The 18,053-nt window shown below is 35.5% G+C and carries 17 protein-coding genes, 1 tRNA gene and 1 pseudogene; 5 read left to right on the forward strand and 14 right to left on the reverse strand.

The genetic code is table 11. From position 1 onward, the window contains the following. Positions 1 to 72: 72 nt before the first annotated feature. Positions 73 to 1,428: a hypothetical protein gene (locus tag INQ25_RS03445; protein ID WP_213863068.1), complete on the forward strand. Its 1,356-nt coding sequence runs from the start codon at positions 73 to 75 to the stop codon at positions 1,426 to 1,428. A gap of 197 nt (positions 1,429 to 1,625) precedes the next feature. Here INQ25_RS03445 and INQ25_RS06960 read toward each other — a convergent pair. The 10 genes and pseudogenes from INQ25_RS06960 to INQ25_RS03510 all read right to left on the reverse strand — a co-directional run bounded on the left by INQ25_RS06960 (position 1,626) and on the right by INQ25_RS03510 (position 9,313). Further along, positions 1,626 to 2,728 (reverse strand): annotated as a pseudogene (locus INQ25_RS06960) (IS3 family transposase). A 78-nt stretch (positions 2,729 to 2,806) separates the two neighbouring features. Further along, on the reverse strand, positions 2,807 to 3,565 hold the full coding sequence (gene pstB, locus INQ25_RS03470; protein WP_006280935.1) for a phosphate ABC transporter ATP-binding protein PstB: 759 nt from the start codon (positions 3,563 to 3,565) through the stop codon (positions 2,807 to 2,809). Next, a complete protein-coding gene (dapB, locus tag INQ25_RS03475) occupies positions 3,562 to 4,347 on the reverse strand; it encodes a 4-hydroxy-tetrahydrodipicolinate reductase (protein ID WP_010962542.1) in 786 nt (261 codons plus the stop codon). Before dapB ends, pstB begins: the two co-directional genes overlap by 4 nt. 146 nt (positions 4,348 to 4,493) lie before the next feature. After that, positions 4,494 to 4,670, reverse strand: coding sequence for a hypothetical protein (locus INQ25_RS03480; protein ID WP_153801318.1), 177 nt, complete (start codon positions 4,668 to 4,670; stop codon positions 4,494 to 4,496). Between the two features lie 83 nt (positions 4,671 to 4,753). After that, complete coding sequence (locus INQ25_RS03485; RefSeq protein ID WP_209472855.1) at positions 4,754 to 5,788, reverse strand: Fic family protein; 1,035 nt, start codon at positions 5,786 to 5,788, stop codon at positions 4,754 to 4,756. Between the two features lie 169 nt (positions 5,789 to 5,957). Further along, on the reverse strand, positions 5,958 to 6,950 hold the full coding sequence (gene holA, locus INQ25_RS03490) for a DNA polymerase III subunit delta (RefSeq protein WP_010962537.1): 993 nt from the start codon (positions 6,948 to 6,950) through the stop codon (positions 5,958 to 5,960). A 5-nt stretch (positions 6,951 to 6,955) separates the two neighbouring features. After that, positions 6,956 to 7,135 carry a hypothetical protein gene (locus INQ25_RS03495; protein WP_010082539.1) on the reverse strand — a complete coding sequence of 60 codons (180 nt, stop codon included), beginning with the start codon at positions 7,133 to 7,135 and terminating at the stop codon, positions 6,956 to 6,958. Positions 7,136 to 7,266: 131 nt separating this feature from the next. Continuing rightward, positions 7,267 to 8,076: a metal ABC transporter permease gene (locus tag INQ25_RS03500; protein ID WP_213863069.1), complete on the reverse strand. Its 810-nt coding sequence runs from the start codon at positions 8,074 to 8,076 to the stop codon at positions 7,267 to 7,269. Between the two features lies 1 nt (position 8,077). Further along, a complete protein-coding gene (locus INQ25_RS03505; RefSeq protein ID WP_213863070.1) occupies positions 8,078 to 8,443 on the reverse strand; it encodes an Mth938-like domain-containing protein in 366 nt (121 codons plus the stop codon). Between the two features lie 3 nt (positions 8,444 to 8,446). Further along, on the reverse strand, positions 8,447 to 9,313 hold the full coding sequence (locus tag INQ25_RS03510) for a 4-(cytidine 5'-diphospho)-2-C-methyl-D-erythritol kinase (protein WP_213863071.1): 867 nt from the start codon (positions 9,311 to 9,313) through the stop codon (positions 8,447 to 8,449). An 81-nt stretch (positions 9,314 to 9,394) separates the two neighbouring features. On the opposite strand from INQ25_RS03510, the gene INQ25_RS03515 reads away from it, so the two are divergent. Then, positions 9,395 to 12,736, forward strand: a complete 3,342-nt coding sequence (locus INQ25_RS03515) for a UvrD-helicase domain-containing protein (protein WP_213863072.1) — start codon at positions 9,395 to 9,397, stop codon at positions 12,734 to 12,736. Between the two features lie 10 nt (positions 12,737 to 12,746). Beyond that, complete coding sequence (locus tag INQ25_RS03520) at positions 12,747 to 12,923, forward strand: hypothetical protein (protein WP_213863073.1); 177 nt, start codon at positions 12,747 to 12,749, stop codon at positions 12,921 to 12,923. A 553-nt stretch (positions 12,924 to 13,476) separates the two neighbouring features. Here INQ25_RS03520 and radC read toward each other — a convergent pair. The 4 genes from radC to INQ25_RS03545 form a co-directional block, all read right to left on the reverse strand. Beyond that, the gene (gene radC, locus INQ25_RS03530) at positions 13,477 to 14,151 is read right to left on the reverse strand and encodes a RadC family protein (protein WP_010962534.1); all 675 of its coding nucleotides are present in this window, start codon (positions 14,149 to 14,151) and stop codon (positions 13,477 to 13,479) included. Next, positions 14,126 to 14,356, reverse strand: coding sequence for a hypothetical protein (locus INQ25_RS03535; protein ID WP_041573522.1), 231 nt, complete (start codon positions 14,354 to 14,356; stop codon positions 14,126 to 14,128). The genes radC and INQ25_RS03535 overlap by 26 nt, the downstream gene beginning before the upstream one ends. 142 nt (positions 14,357 to 14,498) lie before the next feature. Further along, positions 14,499 to 15,095, reverse strand: a complete 597-nt coding sequence (locus INQ25_RS03540; RefSeq protein ID WP_015589093.1) for an RDD family protein — start codon at positions 15,093 to 15,095, stop codon at positions 14,499 to 14,501. Between the two features lie 24 nt (positions 15,096 to 15,119). After that, a tRNA-Leu gene (locus INQ25_RS03545) sits at positions 15,120 to 15,202 on the reverse strand. Positions 15,203 to 15,316: 114 nt separating this feature from the next. On the opposite strand from INQ25_RS03545, the gene INQ25_RS03550 reads away from it, so the two are divergent. Together INQ25_RS03550 and INQ25_RS03555 are read left to right on the forward strand one after the other, a co-directional pair. Beyond that, on the forward strand, positions 15,317 to 16,768 hold the full coding sequence (locus INQ25_RS03550; protein WP_213863074.1) for a replicative DNA helicase: 1,452 nt from the start codon (positions 15,317 to 15,319) through the stop codon (positions 16,766 to 16,768). A gap of 122 nt (positions 16,769 to 16,890) precedes the next feature. Beyond that, positions 16,891 to 18,048 carry a hypothetical protein gene (locus INQ25_RS03555; RefSeq protein WP_213863075.1) on the forward strand — a complete coding sequence of 386 codons (1,158 nt, stop codon included), beginning with the start codon at positions 16,891 to 16,893 and terminating at the stop codon, positions 18,046 to 18,048. Positions 18,049 to 18,053 lie beyond the last annotated feature (5 nt).

Below are 18,053 nucleotides of genomic sequence, written 5' to 3' on the forward strand. Positions count from 1 at the left end.
AAATTGGTATTTACTATATCTTAATAACTATAGCGTAATCAATGCAGCATAGTAATTAATTTTGGAGTGAATATGCCTGGACCAGTAAATGAAGAACAAACAGTAACATTAATTTCTTCCACATCAATAAGTGAAGATGGCGAGATAACACCAGGAATTTTACCAATACCAGCACTTAGGACAAGTACTCCGAAAAAAAATGATGAAAATACAGCTTTAGAAGCTTTGTTAGAGGAAGAATTTAAAGAGAAAAAAAACAGCAATGCTAATTCAAGAGATCCGTTAACTCTTGAGACTCAAGTATCACCTCCTTCCCTAGAAGAAACAAAAGGTGAAGAAACTCATGTTGACGTGCCACAAAATTCAACTCTAAGCAGATCCCCTTCTCAAGAGACAGTATTTGATGATCCTGATGATCTTGATAAAACATTAACACGGTTAAGCAGAGAATCAAGTAACAAACTTAGCAATGTACCTTCAACTTCTCCACCATCATATAAGACAGATGACTCTGAAGAGTCTTTGTCACTAAATTCTGATGTAGGTGGCACAACAAATAAAAAAACAAACAGATTCTTGCCAAGAGCAAAGTATTCCATGCAGCAGAAGGGCTTTATAATTTTTACTGCAAGTGCTATTATACTCAGCACATCTGCAGCTTTATTATATTTACAAGATAAAGAAAAATTTATTGCATTTTTTACAAACAGCCCAAAATATATCACTATACCAGTTATCGCACTTGCTGCATTGCTTGCAATTGGTCCAATATTTTTTGCAACAAGGCAATTTATAGATACTGAAGAACATTCCATTCAAAAAAAAGATGCGGATAAAATTTTAGCTGAGGTGTTGGAGCACCAGCCAAAAGATAAAGCTATAAAATCTGTAAGACTGGAATATAGCAATGGCACTCATTCAAATTTTGTACTTAATGCTTGGGAAGCTAAACAAGGCTTCACTAACATTGACGAAAAAGTAATTACTAGAACTAATAAAATAAAATCAGTAATTAACGACAGACCAATATTTACTGCATTATTTACTGGTGTAGTTGCTGCAAATATAGCGTTTCCTCTAGGGCTACTTGCAACACATGGTGTTAATGGTGTACAAAAATTTTACCAAAACCCTTTGACTAATAACATAGGATTATCATTACTTATAGGTTCTGGTATACTTGCATTATCAATTATATGTCTTGGCGTGCATTATTATAGAAAAACAAATTGCACTAACCTTATATATTCTGAAGAAGAGATTGATCCTAAAGATGTTAATGGGAAATTCATTGAGGAAATAAAACGAGAAAGAACAAATGTTCTTGGGAAAAATCACAGTAAAGACGCTAAACGCAGCAGCTTAACGCTTGAGCAAGTTGTGGTTCAATCTCATAATTGTAAGGATATTGTTTATAGTGTCGGTTAATAAAATGCATGATATAGCTAGTGCAGCCCTACGTCATACCGCTGCAGACCGTCATACCGCGATTCATTCGCGGTATCTCTAGATCCCGCTAACACGTAGCGGGATGACGATTGTCAGGGTAGCACCTCCCTCCCCTGTCATCCAAGTAGCTGACTGACCTTACCCAGAAAAAGTGGAGAGAAAGTTTGGAATGTTTTTCACAAAGAGAATGATGCATCAAATTGTTCTGGAATGCAATAGTTAATAGTGACGTTGTTTGTTATAAAAAATTTCTATATATTCAAATATAGCAGTTTTGATATGCTGTTTAGAGTGCCGAGAGGTGTCTATTGGTAACTCCCTTTTTAGAGAACTGAAGAAGCTTTCCACAACAGAATTGTCGTAACAACAACCTTTATGACTCATCTATGTTTTTTATGGATAAGAGATATTGATAACCTTGCGAAGTATATTGTGAACCTTGATCACTATGTAATAGTAGATTTTTGGCAGGTTTACGCTTGTTAACGGCCATTAATAAAGAGTCCATAACCAATTGTTTATTTATTGAACTGCTCATTGACCAGCCAACTACCATGCGTGAATATAGATCGATTATTGTTGCCAAATATAGCCATCCTTCTTTGGTTTTTATATAAGTAATCCCATACTTTATTTGGTTGATCGACAATAAAGTTTTGGTCTAATATATTGGGAGCTACTGTCCGTTTGTTGTTTCTTAATTTTAAATTTTCTTCTCAATATAGCCTGAATACCATTTTTCTGCATAATACTTTGCACTGTTTTTAAGTTGCAACTTTTACCCAAAGCCTTCAATTCAGCATGAATTTTAGGAGCTCCATATCTACATTTAGAAACTTGATATATTTTTTGAATAGCTTCGAGTAGCTCTTTATTTGCTGATTCTCTACTGCTTATTTTTCTTGTGGTCCACTTATAGTAGCCACTAGCAGAAAATCCTACATAATTCCTGTACTTTATAGCAGTTACTATGCTCTTTTATAAAAAAATATTTTACTCTTTTTGACTGGCCAGGGCTTTTTTTTAAATGTCTCTTTCCCTTGTTACTCTTGCTTTGTAAATCAAACCTCTCTTTGTCGTAAGGAGCCATGTTACCTCTACCTGGAAATGCATTTGCCGCTGACTTTTTTTCGTTATATTTCTTCATCCATTTTCCTAATACACTATCCCTTATTCCTAGATCTCTTGCTACTTTTGCAACTGGTTGACCTACCTTTCTTTGTTCATTTGCCAGCTTAACAGCTTCCAATTTGAATTCTGCCGTATATTCTCTTACCATTTCTAATCCTCCAAAATTTTATTTTACCCAAAAAAACTCTTTTCTTTCTCTCCACTTTTTCTGGGTAAGGTCAGAAATTTAATGATCCAGGATATACTCCTTTGTTAAGGGAGATTGAGCATTTTCGAATATTTCTTGAGTGCTTCCAGACTCAACAATTCTGCCATTATGAAAGAAAATTACACTATCAGATAACTTTTTAGCTTGCTTCATTGAATGAGTCACCATAATTATAGTAAATCTTAATTTCAGCTCTTGTATAAGATTTTCGATTGCATTGGTTGCCATTGGATCAAGAGCAGAGCACGGTTCATCCATTAATAAAATAGTTGGCTTCACTGCAATTGCGCGAGCGATGCATAGCCTCTGTTGTTGGCCACCGGATAAATTGAGTGCGCTATCTTGCAATCTGTCCTTCAATTCTTCCCATAAACCAACCTTGGTTAAACTATTTTCCACCATCTCATTCAATTTTTGCTTATCCTTCGCCATACCATGCAATTTTGGCCCACAAGCAACATTATCATATATTGATTTTGGAAAAGGATTTGGCTTTTGAAATACCATACCAACTTTTGCTCTAAGTAGTACAACATCCATATCGCGTGAATATATATCACCCAGCCCATCGATATCTAATTCACCAACAGTTTTGCAACCTGGTACATAGTCATTCATACGATTAAAACAACGCAAAAATGTTGATTTACCGCACCCGGATGGTCCGATAAAAGTAGTAACTTTTCTTTTATAAATATTCAAATTTATATCGAATAAAACTTGCTTAGAGCCGTACCAGAGATTTAAATCTTTAACAGAGGCACGTGTATTGCTCATATCACATCCTGCATTGAATAGAGCCCCGGAATTTCTCTTTTATTTTCGTATAGCCATACTGCTGCTTGAACAGCTCCTCTAGCAAATGTTGTGCGATCAATTGCTTTGTGGTTTAGTTCTATCCGTTCATCAGAATTAACAAACATCACGCTGTGATCTCCTATTACTCCACCTCCACGAGATACTGCAAAACCTATTCCCCCCTTTTTCCTTATGTTTGAACCACTATGTAAATATTGATTGGACTGAAAATCCACTTTTGAAGCGTTAGCAATTGTTTTGCCAAGTTCTATAGCTGTTCCAGATGGTGAATCCTTTTTTAAGTTATGATGCATTTCCCAAATCTCAACGTCATATTCATTACCTAAAAGCTCAGCAGCTTTTTTTACCAATTTCAGCAACACATTAACCCCAACACTCATATTTGCTGACCATAATATTGGAACTTCAGCAGCATATTCTTTCAAATCGACACCTTCTATTCCAGTTGTGCCACTAACCAGCGGTGTTTTAAATTTTACAGCTGCTTTAAGGCAGTCTAACATACATTCTTTAGTTGTAAAATCTATTACAACGTCAGATGACTCAAATATGCCACTAATAGAACTTGTAACTTTAATTCCTAGATTGGCTATAATTGGTCCAATATCTGAATCTATGTACTTACTACCTGAACGGGCAACAGCACCTGCTATTTCCACTTTGGTATTTGTAATTAATTCATTGAGTATTTTTTTGCCCATTCTGCCTAAGCAGCCTATTACTCCAACTCTGATTTTCATAAAGCTTTTTACGTTTATTAAGAATGTTAGGCCTTTTTTTAAGCTCTGTCACTTCTGATCTATATTCTATAGCTGTACGAACACTGCAATTTCAGATCCCAGTGCCTTGACCACAACTATTGCAATATGGTACATAGTGAACGATGTCATTCCAGTCTGGAATCTAGCCTTTCTGCAATCTCATCGAAAACGTTGTAACCACTTTCTATGCTAGTTTGCTTGCTTACAAGCAAACTTTTCTGGATCCCAGTGTCTGGGCACTGGGATGACAGGAGAAGGCACTGGGATGACAAGAATAGGGCACTGGGATCTAGTGGGCTCAAACTACAATGTTTGTACAGCTGTGATCTATATTCTATAGCTGAATAATTTAACAATTCAAAATGAATACATATCCTATTGAGCTCTATATTACATACCAGGTTGCTTTGCCTTTTCCATGCTGAGTGATGTGATTACTCTTTACGAGATTAGATACGTGCTTCTTTAAGGTATTGCAGTTTGCTTTAGTAATATTTTCCAAATCCTTAATTGTAAGACGTCCATGTTTGCTGAGTAGTGCTAATACTTTAGCAGAAAGTGGTGGTAAATAGAGATTTAACACTTTTTCATGTGACACCTTTTGTTCAAGATGAAATTTTTGCTTTTGTAGTGACCTTAAAAAGAATATAAGCCATGGATTAAAATCATAGCTGCTCGTCTTCAAGGATTGTTGAGTACGACGCAAAGCCAAGTAGTAACTCTCCTTATTACTTTCAAGGGAACTGTAAGGTACATAGATATACCCTAACTTTAGTAACAAGAAAGTTGTGAGAATGCGTGATAATCTGCCATTTCCATCCTGGAAGGGATGAATAGCTAAAAAAGTAACTATAAAAATGCCAATAATTAATAGAGGGTGTAACGATTTCACCTCTAATTGCTGGCTAGTCCAATAAATAAGTTCTTGCATTTGTGTTGCTGTCTCAAATGGAGAGGCTGTTTCAAAAACTATGCCCAAGCTTTTTCCAGATTCATCAAACGCTTCAACATGATTGGGGAATTTTTTATATTCTCCCATGTGCCTTTGATCTTTATATGAAAATTGTAAAAGCCAGATGTGAAACTGTTTTATAGTGTTTTCTGTAAATGGCATCTTGTTAAAGTTTTGAAATACTTCTTCACACACATACGCATATCCGGCTATTTCTCGTTCATCTAGAGAACGAAATGAGCGTGTATCAAGTTTGGATAGTAATTGCTCAACTTCACGGTCTGATAATCTTGCCCCTTCAATACGAGTAGAAGAACCAATACTTTCAATTGTTGCAATTTTCTTGAGCATTTGTAAACGTTCTGGAGCTAAATTACCAAACAATTGCCATGCTCCTTTAAATTCATCAATTTCAGCAACTAATTTTAACATTTCAGGTGTTATTACAATTTTTGAAATGTCAAACATATCTGTATTTTTATCTAGTTATATTCAATTATATTCGAAAATATCCTATTAGCAAAGAATACTTGTGAGACACACACTAAAGAATGAATTTTGGTAGGCATAAAAGCAGCTATTTTATGTTAAAATACAACATTTTGATGAAATTATAAGAAAGGCTGGATCCGAGTAGTCAGCTACCCGTCAGTGCATGTTGAAAAATCATTTTATGATCTAAATCAGTTTTTTTACAGGTAACTTCTAAGCTTATCAATTTTTCCAAGATCTTCTTAAGTTCTGAAAGTTGCAAACTTTTCAAATGAGATTTAAAACTCTGCAATTGTTTAAAAAACAATGGAGGGCTTAGCTGATCAATCGCAGCCTGCTCACTCATTCCACCTTGCACTGACAGCAAAACGTTTTCAAGGCGTAGGAAATAATTTGATATAATGCGAATTAGTGCTATCGGTGAAAAATTTTCTTGCGATATCAATGCATCAGAAATTCTAATGAAACGCGACATATCTTTACTTGCTATGGCAGAGCATAGATCATCAAGTGTAGCATAGTCGTTGCCGGAAGTTGAAAAGCATAATTCTATATCAGTAAGTTTTAGGTCTTTTCTCTCCCCTAAGTATAAAACTAACTTCTCAAGTTCTGAACATATAGGCAGCTTGCTATGATTAAAGTAAGATTGCAAATGGTAGATTATCTCATTTGTGCATTTTATATCATTTTGTTTTAAGTAACTTGATATAATGTCATAAAGATTGCTGTTGCTGTCCTTATAGCAAGCAATCACACCAAAAATTTTTGAACTCTCCATATAACTTTTAGTCGCAGAATTATATGGAAGATCATTTGCTACCATCATTACATAATGACCACTTGCGTTATAATCCAATACATTTTTTAACTCCTTGGATATACCTCCACTCACATTTATCAGCTTAATTAATTTTTTGCTGGTAAACATCGAAACGTTTGCCAATTCAGAAAACAGTAAACTGGGTGACTTATTCACTATTGCAAAATCCATCACCTGAACTGAATACTCACCCAAATTAGCAATTATTTCTTGTACATAAAAATCAACCCTACTGTTATCACTTCCATGAATTAACACACCACGTAAAGCATCAGGTTTCTCTAGGAATTTTTTAACTTTGGATGGTGTGACCCTCATGCTATCTATATGATATCATTCTCATTTGACTGTACATGAGTATCCAAAGACTCTGAGTCTCCTTGTGCAATATTATGCACATCACCTGCTACATCATCTGACTCTTCTGTTTTTCCTGTAATATAATTATAAAATTTTTTCACAGGTTGAGATATATATTTGGAAAAAAATCCTTCTTCGCTCATATTGCTTACTCCATAAAATTAACAACTTATCATTAGCATATAAATAATAGTATAGCAAAAACTATTTTGTGCTAAGATAGTGATGTTTTATAATGAGTATATTACAAAATTATTAACATTCGAGATCAAAATTAAGCCAACCTGCTTAATACTAGCCTTATAAAATAAGCGATAATTAAATATACCGCTGCAACAAGTATAATTGCAGGTCCAGTTAACAAATCAAAACTTGCAGATAACATGAGACCTGATATCCCAGAGATCACAGAAAAAACTGTTGCAACAATAATCATCTGCATCGGAGTTTTCGAAATGAGCCTTGCAGATGCTGCTGGTATTAGCAAAAATGCAGCAATAAGTAATATTCCTATTAATTGGGCAGCAATTGCTATAAATATAGCAAGAGTGATTAAAAATTCTAGTCTAACAAAATTAACATTAATCTTCTCAACTACTGCTAAATCTTGATTAATTGAAATCATTAACCAATAACGCCATCTAAATATTAATATCAAAGTAACTACTGCAGAGGTTAAAAAAATCAATACTATATCACTTTGATCGAGCGTTAATATATCACCAAACAGTGAGCTAATAATACTATTATTGCCAGATGGAAGAAAAGACATAAGTATTAAACTCGATGATAAAACTACATTGGTAACAATGTTCAATATCGTATCAGCAGAATATAATCTGTTAAAATTAAGAGAAAGTAGTATAGCAAATGTAATTGCAATGAGCATTATGCTAAGCGATGGGCTAATCTTAAAGATTAAAGCAAGTGCAACACCAAGCAACGAAGAATGGGACAAACTATCACCAAGATAAGATAACCTTTGCCATATCATAAACGATCCTAAAGCGCCTGTTACTAGGCTAATTACAACTACTGCAACTAGACTGTTGATGAAAAAATCCTGGGTAAACATTTCAAACATGCTATATGGCTATTAGATAACTGACAACAAATCTATCTTCGGATATCAGAATATTATGGGTTCTGCATGCAGAACCTGTTGTCATAAATTCAAAATTTAAACCTTTTTGTTCCATAAGATAGGACTTCACTGAAGAACTTAGTATATTGCGTGTTTTACCAGTACCTATTAACAAAATTTCTATTTCCTCTGTTAAAAAAGATTCAAAATACTCCTTGCTGTTTATATCACTTTCTTTCAATTTTATCACCTTTTCAGGAAAAATTATAATTGAGCCATAATATTCTTGATTGTTTACCAAAAATTTTCCTTCCCTGTAACCATTTATAAGATTTTTATTCTCGGAAATTAAGGGAGTTATATCCATAAGTCAAACTATTAATTGAGTGTCACATACCCACCATTCTGGTTGCTTTTTTCCGATATTAACTGCAGCAGCTTTTGCATTTTCCTCACTATCGAATATTCCAAAGCATGATACACCACTGCCTGACATGCGAGAAAGTATAGAGCCTTCTTGTGACTCAAGTGTTGATATCACATCCTTAATTTCAGGTACAAAGCTTATTGCTATTTCTTGAAGATCGTTTCTCGTCTCTTTAAGAAGCTTCAACAAATCCTTTTCAGCGTCATCGCTCCATTTAATTGGCTCAGAAAATTTTCCTTCATGTTTGGAAAATACCTCTGGTGTACTCAAAAACCTTTTTTTCGGTTTCACAAGCACCACATTTGTAGGTAAAGAGAATTTTTTAATGTGGCATAATTCTTCGCCAATACCTCTAACAAAAACTGGCTTGCTATCTACGCTTGCGGGAACATCAGCACCAACGTTTAAGGCTATTTCATTTAAAATCGTCCTATCAATCTCCCACAGCTTCCCTAGCGTACGTACCACAGCTCCAGCATCTGAGGATCCGCTACCAAGTCCTGCAGCAATTGGTATGTTTTTTACAACCTTTACAGTGACTTTAGTGCGTACAGGAGCATGCCTAAGCAGCAGATTAACCGCTTTCATTACAGTGTTATATTGGTTATTTATTTTAGACTCGGAGTTTATAAATTCAACTGTAGAGTTATCGTATCTAAAATCCTTCTCACCTACTTTTATTTCCAAAAAATTAGAGAGATTAGCAAAGACAAATAAACCTTCAATCAAGTGATACCCTGTTTCTTTTTTGTCTACAACATGCAAAAAAAGATTGATTTTTGCAGGCGCCTTTACACAAAAACTTTTCATTATATATCTTCACTAACACTATTTTTACATTATATGTATAATGCTATTCTAGTCAACTTTTATAAGGTTCTCGCACTTCTGATGAGATCAAATGCCATAAATCCTAATTTCTCTGTGTGGGTAAATGCGTCCGCTGGTACAGGCAAAACAAAAATCTTAATAGACAGAGTATTGAGACTTTTATTAGAAAACAAAAGAAATATTCTTTGCTTAACATTCACCAATGCTGCAGCAAACGAAATGGAGAATCGCATTCACAGCATACTCAGTAAGTGGGCAATATGCTCAGAGAGTGAATTAATAATGGATCTGGAACAACTAGACCTCTTGCATTTAAGTGAGGAATCGGTGTCATTCCAGCGCGTGACGCTGGAATCCAGAAAAAAGGAAGAATGGATCCCAGTGTCAAGCACTGGGATGACAAAGGAGAGTGCTGGGATAACGGAGGGATCCAGAAAAAATGAAGCACTTGATCGTCACTTAACAAGAGCAAGAAGGCTTTTCTCTGAACTGGAAAATCTTGGTCTAACTATACAAACCATACACGCTTTCTGTTACAAATTAATCTCCAGCTTTCCTATAGAAGCTGGCATTGCTCCAAATTGCACGCTGAGTGAATGTAAAGAATTACATTCCATCATATTCAATAAAGTGCTTCATAACGAAACTGTGCAGGATGATATCAACCTTATTGCAACTGAAATTGATGAAAATAAACTACGCGATTTGCTTTATACTTTATGTATAAAAAGATCGATATCAGCAAATGATTCGAAATATATCAAAGATAAATTGAGCGCCCCAGATGAAATTCATGACTTACAGAGTGAAACAATCGAGCACGTGGAAAGACTAGCCGAGATATTAAGTGAAGGCAGTAAAAGAGATCAGAGTTATAGTGAAATACTTTATTCTACTGTCATCCCAGCTGGGATCCAGAAAAAAAGAACCAGTGTCAGCTACTCAGATGATACCGGAATAAAGTGGAATGACACCAAAATAGAAAACCTAGCCAAGGTATTTCTAAAATCAGAATCGCACGAAAAAAAGAGCATATCATCCATTGCAACAAAAAGTATTTTGGAGAAATTCAAAGATGCAGAGCAAATAATAGAGAGCGTTCAGAATGTAGTATTTACCCATATAAGAGACATGAACTCTTATCAAATATTCAAGAGAACCAGTAGCTTACTTGGTATATTTAAAGTATATGTTGATCTATACAGTAGCGAAAAATCAAAAAATGCACTGCTTGATTACAATGATATAATTGACTTAGCAACAAATCTTCTCAGCAATCCAAACTATAAAGATTGGATATTGTTTAACTTGGATCAAAAAATAGATCACATCCTTGTTGACGAGGCACAAGACAATAGCATCAGCCAGTGGAAAATTATAACAAATCTCTGCGATGAATTTTTTGCCGGTAATGATGAAAAGCGAACCTTATTTGTAGTTGGTGACGTAAAACAATCCATATACAGATTTCAAGGAGCAAATCCCCATCTATTCAACTATATGCAACAATACTTCCATACGAAAACTGGTGGTAGAGATTGGATATCATGCCAACTTGAAAAGTCATTTCGTTCAACTCCAGAAGTTTTGATGCTTGTAGACAGATTATTTAACAACTTCCGCGCAGAAATATCTTTTGTTGATAATGAAATAAAACATGTTCCACATAGAGAAAATGACCAAGGATATATTGAAATTTGGCCAGCGTTACCAAGGCGCAAAGAGAAAGAACAGCAAGCTTTACAAATTCCTCTGACATGCAGGGAAAATTATATAATAGCAGATCGATTACTTGCTCAGGCAATAGCCCACAAAATTCACAACTGGTTAAATGAAGGGCGGATTTTAGTCGCTAAAGATCGCCATATAGAGCCAAGGGACATTGTGATTCTGGTACGACAACGAAACGTGTTGGTTGATTACATAATAAGCGAACTTAAAAAAGCAAACGTGCCAGTTGTAGGCCGAGATTATTTTAGAATTATGGACTATATAGCCGTGCAGGACTTAATAGCTTTGGCCGAATTTTTACTCCTCCAGGCAAATGATCTAGCTCTTGCAAATGCTTTAAAATCACCGTTATTCAATTTTACCGAGGATGATTTATTTAACATTGCATATGATCGTAAAGAGCATTCACTATGGGAAAGAATTCAGGATTATTCTGTGGTTATCTATAGTGAATTAAACTATCTCATTAACTTATCTCGCATAGAGTCTCCTCTTGCACTATTTACACATATATTACGTACAGGTAAGAAGAAATTTGCTGCAAGGCTAGGTCTTGAGTGCTTCGAGGTTCTAGACGAATTTATGAACCTTGTGTTGCAATTTGAAAATCCATCTCTTCAAGCGTTTGTTCAGTGGATCAAGGAGAATAACCCGGAGATTAAGAATGATATGCAATCAGAACGCAATGCTGTGCGAATAATGACAATTCACAAATCAAAAGGTCTGCAAGCTCCCATAGTATTTTTGGTTGATACAAATACAGTGCCAAGAAACAGTGAAAGCATTATCTTTGATGGAACAGAAGTGCCATTTTGGTGTGGAAAAAACAACAACGCTTATTGCGATCAAGTAAAAAGAGAGAAAAAACTAGAGGATTATAATGAATATTTGCGTTTATTATACGTAGCACTCACGCGTGCTGAAGATGAGTTATACATCTTAAGTAAAGAGCCAGTGCAAAAGGGCTCTTGGTATGATCTAATCACTAAGTATGGAGAACCATATGAAAAGAAACAAAGGGGTTTACGGCCAATATTTAAAGAAAAAGTTGAAGTATTATGCGTGAATGCAAACTACCCTTACATTTATAAAAAACGTGATTACTTTGACGTTCCGGTCATTTCCCTTCCACCAGCTTTAGCCCACTCTTCGGTGTCATCCCAGCGCGTGACGCTGGAATCCAGTGAAAAAGAAGGAGCAGAATGGATCCCAGTGTCAGCTACTTGGATGACAGATGGTTATGCAAGAGGCCTGATTATTCACAGCATATTGCAGTATATGCCCAAGATAGAAAAAGAAAGGAGAAAAAATTGGGTCAGAAAATACCTTGATAACATCAGCGAAGATAAGGATGAAATTTACAGTAAAATATTAGCCTTTAATGAAAAATATGGCTATTTGTTTGACTTGGAAGGCAAATCAGAGATTACACTGAGTGGAACAATTGATGGCAAGTCAGTATTAGTACGACTAGATAGGCTATGCATAACGCAAGATAAAGCAATCATAATTGACTACAAATCACACCGTAACGTTTCTGTTTCCTTATTAAATGAAATAAAAAAACAGATGTTAATCTATAAAACCTTAGTACAAGAAATATATCCAAACAAGCAAGTAGAGTGCGTGGTTATTTGGGTGGAAGATTTAACCATTCAATCTGACTTTTAACGAAACTTGATTGCAAGAAATAGCTACTACGTCATACCACCGCGAACCGTCATCCCGCGATTCATTCCACAACTGTACGAACATTGCGATTTGGGCCTACCAGAAGGGTGTCATGAAAGTAGCTGACACTGGTTCCTTTATGACGGTGTCATCCCAGTGCCCAGACACTGGGATCCAGGAAACTTAATTGCAAGTAATGCATTGGGTTTGGTGAGTATGGGTTTTGCGTTATAGAATGAAGCACTTTTGGTGAATTTGTAAAGAAAACTGGATTCCAGTGGGCTTTGTTGCATCGCTACTTATGAAAGGCTAACTATAGTTAGGATTATAAGCAACCTATTGAAAATCTTGTTTTTTTGCAATCAATCTGATCAAATTTAAGAATAGTAATTTGTTATTTATATTAATAAATTTAATTCTATTGAAAATAGCTAAAGCATTGAAATTCTTGAATTTTAGCCGGATTAGTGAGTGGTAGTGAAATTTCTTTTACTCAAAATTAGGTATTCACTGACCGTTCTTGTTATAAATACCAGAATAATAAGCTACTGATATTCTCCACCTTTTTTATCTTTAATCCATCATAGCTAGCGATGCAACAAAGCCATTCCAGTGTCAAGCACTGGAATGACAAGTTCTCGGCAACCCCTACGTCATCCCGTCACGGTATCTCTTAGCCGCTAACACGTAGCGGAATGACGATTGTCGGTAAATCTAAGTTACTGTAGCTATAAAGGCTTTCACAACAACCTATTTTCCTTGAAACTAAAATAGCTACTGAATGTAATAATAATGTGGTCTATTAATTCTATTCCTATACTTTGGCAAGCTTCTGCTAGTTGTCTAGTGAGAGATATATCGCTATTTGAAGGTTGTGTATCTCCGCTTGGATGATTGTGAGATATTACAATGGATGTTGAACCAATCAAAAGTGCGCGCTTGATGATCTCTCTGACATAAAGAGGAGTTTGATCTACTGTACCAATATTTTGCAGGTCTTCCGCTATTAGACGATACTTTTTATTCATATAGATGACACGAAAATTTTCCTTATTGAGGCTTCCTATACTTATTCTTAAATAATCAAGCAATTTTTCCCAGTTATCGATTACAGGCAGGTTTTTTATTTCTTCTCTTGCAGAACGAACAAAGGCTTGTTTTACACAAAAGATGGCAGATATCGCTGCATTGCTGACATCATCAACGTTTTGCAGCGCTTCCAGGTCAGCATTAAAAACTTTATTTAAGCTGCCAAAACTTTCTATCAAACTCTTTGCCACCGGTTTTACATCAATTCTACTATATGCTGAATATAAAATGTGCTCTAAAACTTCATAATCAAGTAATGATTGTCCATTATCTAAAATAATTTTCTCTCTTAGGCGCTTTCTATGCCCCTTTTTGTAATTTTTCATCATCAATGAATTGCTTATCTCTTGTATAATAAGAAATTAGATTTTTAAGTAAAATATTTAATAAAGCGCATGACGCACAATTGTAAGAACATTCATTTTTAAAGACAGCAAATGGTGTCATGAAAGTAGCTGAGACACTGTCCTCCTTTGTCATACGAGTAGCTGACACTGGTTCCTTTACAACGGCAGTGCCCAGAGGTGTCATCCCAGTGCATGCACATAGTGCAAAAAATTAAAAATAAGACGCCAATACGTAATACTGTTGTCGTTTAATCTGCACAGATTGAAGATAAATGAATACCTTCAGTATCATGATAAAGGGGCTGGCGAAGGGTGTCAAGTAGTTTTTAGCTCTGCCTTCTAAGGCTTTTACTCGTGACAACCACTGTGCCTGCGATCTTATCGTGCCAAGTTTGACAGCGTTTGTTGAAATTTGACCATAAAAAGCCCAAGAACAATGGTGCAACTGACAATATAAAGGAAAAAAATCTCTTTGTTGCTTGTTTTAGGGTCATCTTTTCGAAAGTTTGTGCATCCACAACTCTAAGCCCAAATAATAGTTTTCCAGGTGTAGTAGCAAACTTTACCCACATATATATTACATAGCAAAAGAGCATAATAAACTGGACTATTTGATTTAGGATTAGTAATTTTATAAGTCTACTCTGCGTTGTCTTTTCTTCCGCAGACAGTGGTGCTTGCATTGGGGATTTTGCAGCAATTTGACTTAATATTTTGCTATCCTCTGAGTTCATAAAGAGCTGATTTAAGGCTTGGCTGCAAAACTGCAAGAACAAAACGATAATAATCAAATCAAGCAATACTGATATATAGCGCCTGAGGCCCGTTACATAACATATCCCATTTTCATCTTTCTTTACCTTTTGAATAACATTTATAGAAGAAAAAATAGAAAATAAACGATTAAAAAATTTATGTAACATATATACGCTTTCCAATATTTAACGTGCCCCTGGCCGGACTTGAACCAGCATGCTTTTGCAAGCAACAGATTTTGAGTCTGCCGTGTCTACCATTCCACCACAGGGGCATTAAGTTTTAATGCTATAGGCAACACGGAATTAGTCAAATTTTTTTGCCTTTACATCTTTCAAATGAGGACTAAATATTCTACAATAATCAACAGTTACTCTCAAAACTTAAAATGAATGAATTAGCTAGTCTCTTGGGTTCAAGAAGTGTAGACAAGGAAATATGTAAATTACCGCATAATCTAGAAGCTGAACAGATGCTTATTGGTGCAATGATTCGTGATAATAGAATCTGTGATGCGGTTGAAGATACAATTACGGCAGAGAATTTCTATGATCCATTACATCAGAGTATCTTTACGCAAATATCCAAAACCAGGAAACACGGTATAGTTGCCAATGAACTGAGCCTCAAAATGTTTTTTGAGAACGACCAAGCGTTTACCGAGTGTGGCGGGGTAGAGTACTTAGCAAAGCTTGCAGCGAAGGCAAGTATTGCACTTGATATTTATAGTTTGACTAGAATAATCCGTGATACTTACTTAAGGAGATGTTTAATCAAGCTCGGGCAAGAAATAGTTGGTGATAGCTACAACTACGATATTGAAAATCCTGCACAGGCGCAAATTGAACAAGCAATGACAAAATTGTTCAATTTGGCAGTAAAAAAACAAGGTGAGAAAACATATATAAAACTTGCAAGTTCAATTAAAGATGTAGTTGAGAAGATCAGCACACTGAAAAATAATCCAGAAGCGCTAGGCGTTACAACCGGACTTCAAGATCTAAATCAGCTTCTTGGTGGTCTACAAAAATCTGATTTATTAATTTTAGCTGCAAGGCCTTCTATGGGTAAAACAGCATTGGCGCTAAACATCGCACTTAATGCTTGTAAGATGTTGCAAAAAAGAGCAGATAAACAACACCATGTAGCGTTTTTCTCACTTGAAATGTCAGCAGAGCAATTAACTGCAAGATTGATTACTATAGATTCAGGAATTAGTTATTATAAGGCATTAACCGGGAGAATTAGTGATTTTGAATTGCATGAGTTTATCAATACTAGTACAGAATTATCTGAACTGCCTTTCCTCATAGATGACACCCCTGCGCTATCAATTAGTGCCCTTCGCACCAGAATACGCTTGCTGTATCAATTATATAATGTAGAAGTGGTATTCATTGATTATTTGCAGCTAATCAGAGGAACAACAAAAAGGAGTAATGAAAATAGAGTGCAAGAAATCTCGGAAGTGACGCAGGGTTTGAAAGCAATTGCAAAGGAGCTAAATATTCCCATTGTTGCACTATCTCAGCTCTCTCGTTCTGTTGAGCAGAGGGATGATAAAAAACCACAACTTTCTGATTTACGTGATTCAGGGAGCATAGAGCAGGATGCGGACATAGTAATGTTTCTCTATAGAGAAGAGTATTATGAACTAAGAAAACAGCCAAATGAAGGAAACAATAAACATCGGGAATGGCAAGAGAAAATGGAAAAAATTAGAAACATTGCAGAGCTCATTATTGCAAAGCAGAGAAATGGACCAATTGGCAGTGTGAAGCTATATTTTGACTCTAACAGAGGTGCATTTAAAGATTACACGGAAAGGCATAGTTCATAGCTTGGCAGCAATCTTCTTGTTCCCAAGTTCATCAATTATTTTTTTTATGTAAAGATAGCTTGACAACTTCTTAAAAATCCTTTTATAATGGTATTATATTTTATAATACGTGAGGAATAATCATGATAAGTAAAGACAATGTACCCTATTATATAGCTGGAACTTTGGCTACTTTCACTTTATTAGCATCTGAAGTGTTTGCTGCAGCTCCTTATATTGGTTTCTTAGCTCCAGTTGCAGCATTAAGTGTTGGCTTGCCATTTATTATTGGTTATGCTGTGTTTTCTGTTGTAACTATTGCACTTTCGTATAAAGCAATTAGTAAGAACAAAACAAATTCTGAGTTAAAAAATGAAATGAAAGCTCAAGAGCAAACAATTTCTGGGCAAAAAACTCAACTAGCTAAAAAAGAAGCGGAAGTAAAAGCTAAAGAGGAAGAAAATTCTAAGTTAAAAAATAAAGTAGAAGCTCAAGAGGAAGAAAATTCTAAGTTAAAAGATCAAGTACGCACTCAAAAGCAGAAAAGTTCTGAGCAAAAAACTCAACTAGCTGAAAAAAATAAAAAGATAGAAGAAGACAAATTAAAAGTGGCAATTGCTGATGGCACTGTTCAGCTTGCAAAAGGAACAGTTAATAGCGCTGTTTGGTTTGCAAAAGAAGCAGTTAATGGTGTCTTGTATTCTGGCAAATATGCTTACGATAATTATGTGCCATCAACTGAGTCTACAAAAGGAACACTTAGTGGTATTGGAGGTGGCTTGAAAAATACTTATGATGCGTCAATTGCATCTGTAAGAGGAGCACTTAATAGCGTTGGAAGCAGCTTGTACAGTAGGATTTATGGTACTAAGGTTTCTAGTCCGGAAGAGCAGTTTAAGCGTGAAGATGGATCTAAACCTAGCATGCAAGAACTAACTCGTTTGGATTATTTAAATCTTGAGGTTCTTTCCAGTGAGCAAAAGCAACGAGCTAATAGTTTGGATTATTTAAATATTGATAACGTTCCTAAGCAACCTGATCATTTAAATGTTGATGCTGCTAAAAGTTATTTAATGAGTCTTTCTGAGGATCAGGATGTATTTTATGATGCAGAATCTGGTGATGAAAAAGGTACTGAGATTTCTAGCCCAGAAAGTCAGCCAACTAAAGAAGAAAATGGTCAAGGCTGGTTTGCATGGAGCCTAGGAAAGGTTAAGTCGGCAATTACTGAAGTAGTAGTGATAGGTGCTGATGTTACTAAACCATATTGTGCTAAAGTAACTAAGGCACTTGCCACCTAACTTGA

It is taken from the genome of Wolbachia endosymbiont of Rhagoletis cerasi, from assembly GCF_018454475.1.
GTDB lineage: Bacteria > Pseudomonadota > Alphaproteobacteria > Rickettsiales > Anaplasmataceae > Wolbachia > Wolbachia pipientis.

What these genes read in the sequence shown, in the direction of transcription:
- INQ25_RS03445 (WP_213863068.1), top strand. Translation starts at nt 73, where the DNA reads ATGCCTGGACCAGTAAATGAAGAACAAACAGTAACATTAATTTCTTCC.
- pstB (WP_006280935.1), bottom strand. Translation starts at nt 3,565, where the DNA reads ATGAGCAATACACGTGCCTCTGTTAAAGATTTAAATCTCTGGTACGGC.
- dapB (WP_010962542.1), bottom strand. Translation starts at nt 4,347, where the DNA reads ATGAAAATCAGAGTTGGAGTAATAGGCTGCTTAGGCAGAATGGGCAAA.
- INQ25_RS03485 (WP_209472855.1), bottom strand. Translation starts at nt 5,788, where the DNA reads ATGTTTGACATTTCAAAAATTGTAATAACACCTGAAATGTTAAAATTA.
- holA (WP_010962537.1), bottom strand. Translation starts at nt 6,950, where the DNA reads ATGAGGGTCACACCATCCAAAGTTAAAAAATTCCTAGAGAAACCTGAT.
- INQ25_RS03495 (WP_010082539.1), bottom strand. Translation starts at nt 7,135, where the DNA reads ATGAGCGAAGAAGGATTTTTTTCCAAATATATATCTCAACCTGTGAAA.
- INQ25_RS03500 (WP_213863069.1), bottom strand. Translation starts at nt 8,076, where the DNA reads ATGTTTGAAATGTTTACCCAGGATTTTTTCATCAACAGTCTAGTTGCA.
- INQ25_RS03505 (WP_213863070.1), bottom strand. Translation starts at nt 8,443, where the DNA reads ATGGATATAACTCCCTTAATTTCCGAGAATAAAAATCTTATAAATGGT.
- INQ25_RS03510 (WP_213863071.1), bottom strand. Translation starts at nt 9,313, where the DNA reads ATGAAAAGTTTTTGTGTAAAGGCGCCTGCAAAAATCAATCTTTTTTTG.
- INQ25_RS03515 (WP_213863072.1), top strand. Translation starts at nt 9,395, where the DNA reads ATGAGATCAAATGCCATAAATCCTAATTTCTCTGTGTGGGTAAATGCG.
- radC (WP_010962534.1), bottom strand. Translation starts at nt 14,151, where the DNA reads ATGAAAAATTACAAAAAGGGGCATAGAAAGCGCCTAAGAGAGAAAATT.
- INQ25_RS03535 (WP_041573522.1), bottom strand. Translation starts at nt 14,356, where the DNA reads ATGACACCTCTGGGCACTGCCGTTGTAAAGGAACCAGTGTCAGCTACT.
- INQ25_RS03540 (WP_015589093.1), bottom strand. Translation starts at nt 15,095, where the DNA reads ATGTTACATAAATTTTTTAATCGTTTATTTTCTATTTTTTCTTCTATA.
- INQ25_RS03550 (WP_213863074.1), top strand. Translation starts at nt 15,317, where the DNA reads ATGAATGAATTAGCTAGTCTCTTGGGTTCAAGAAGTGTAGACAAGGAA.
- INQ25_RS03555 (WP_213863075.1), top strand. Translation starts at nt 16,891, where the DNA reads ATGATAAGTAAAGACAATGTACCCTATTATATAGCTGGAACTTTGGCT.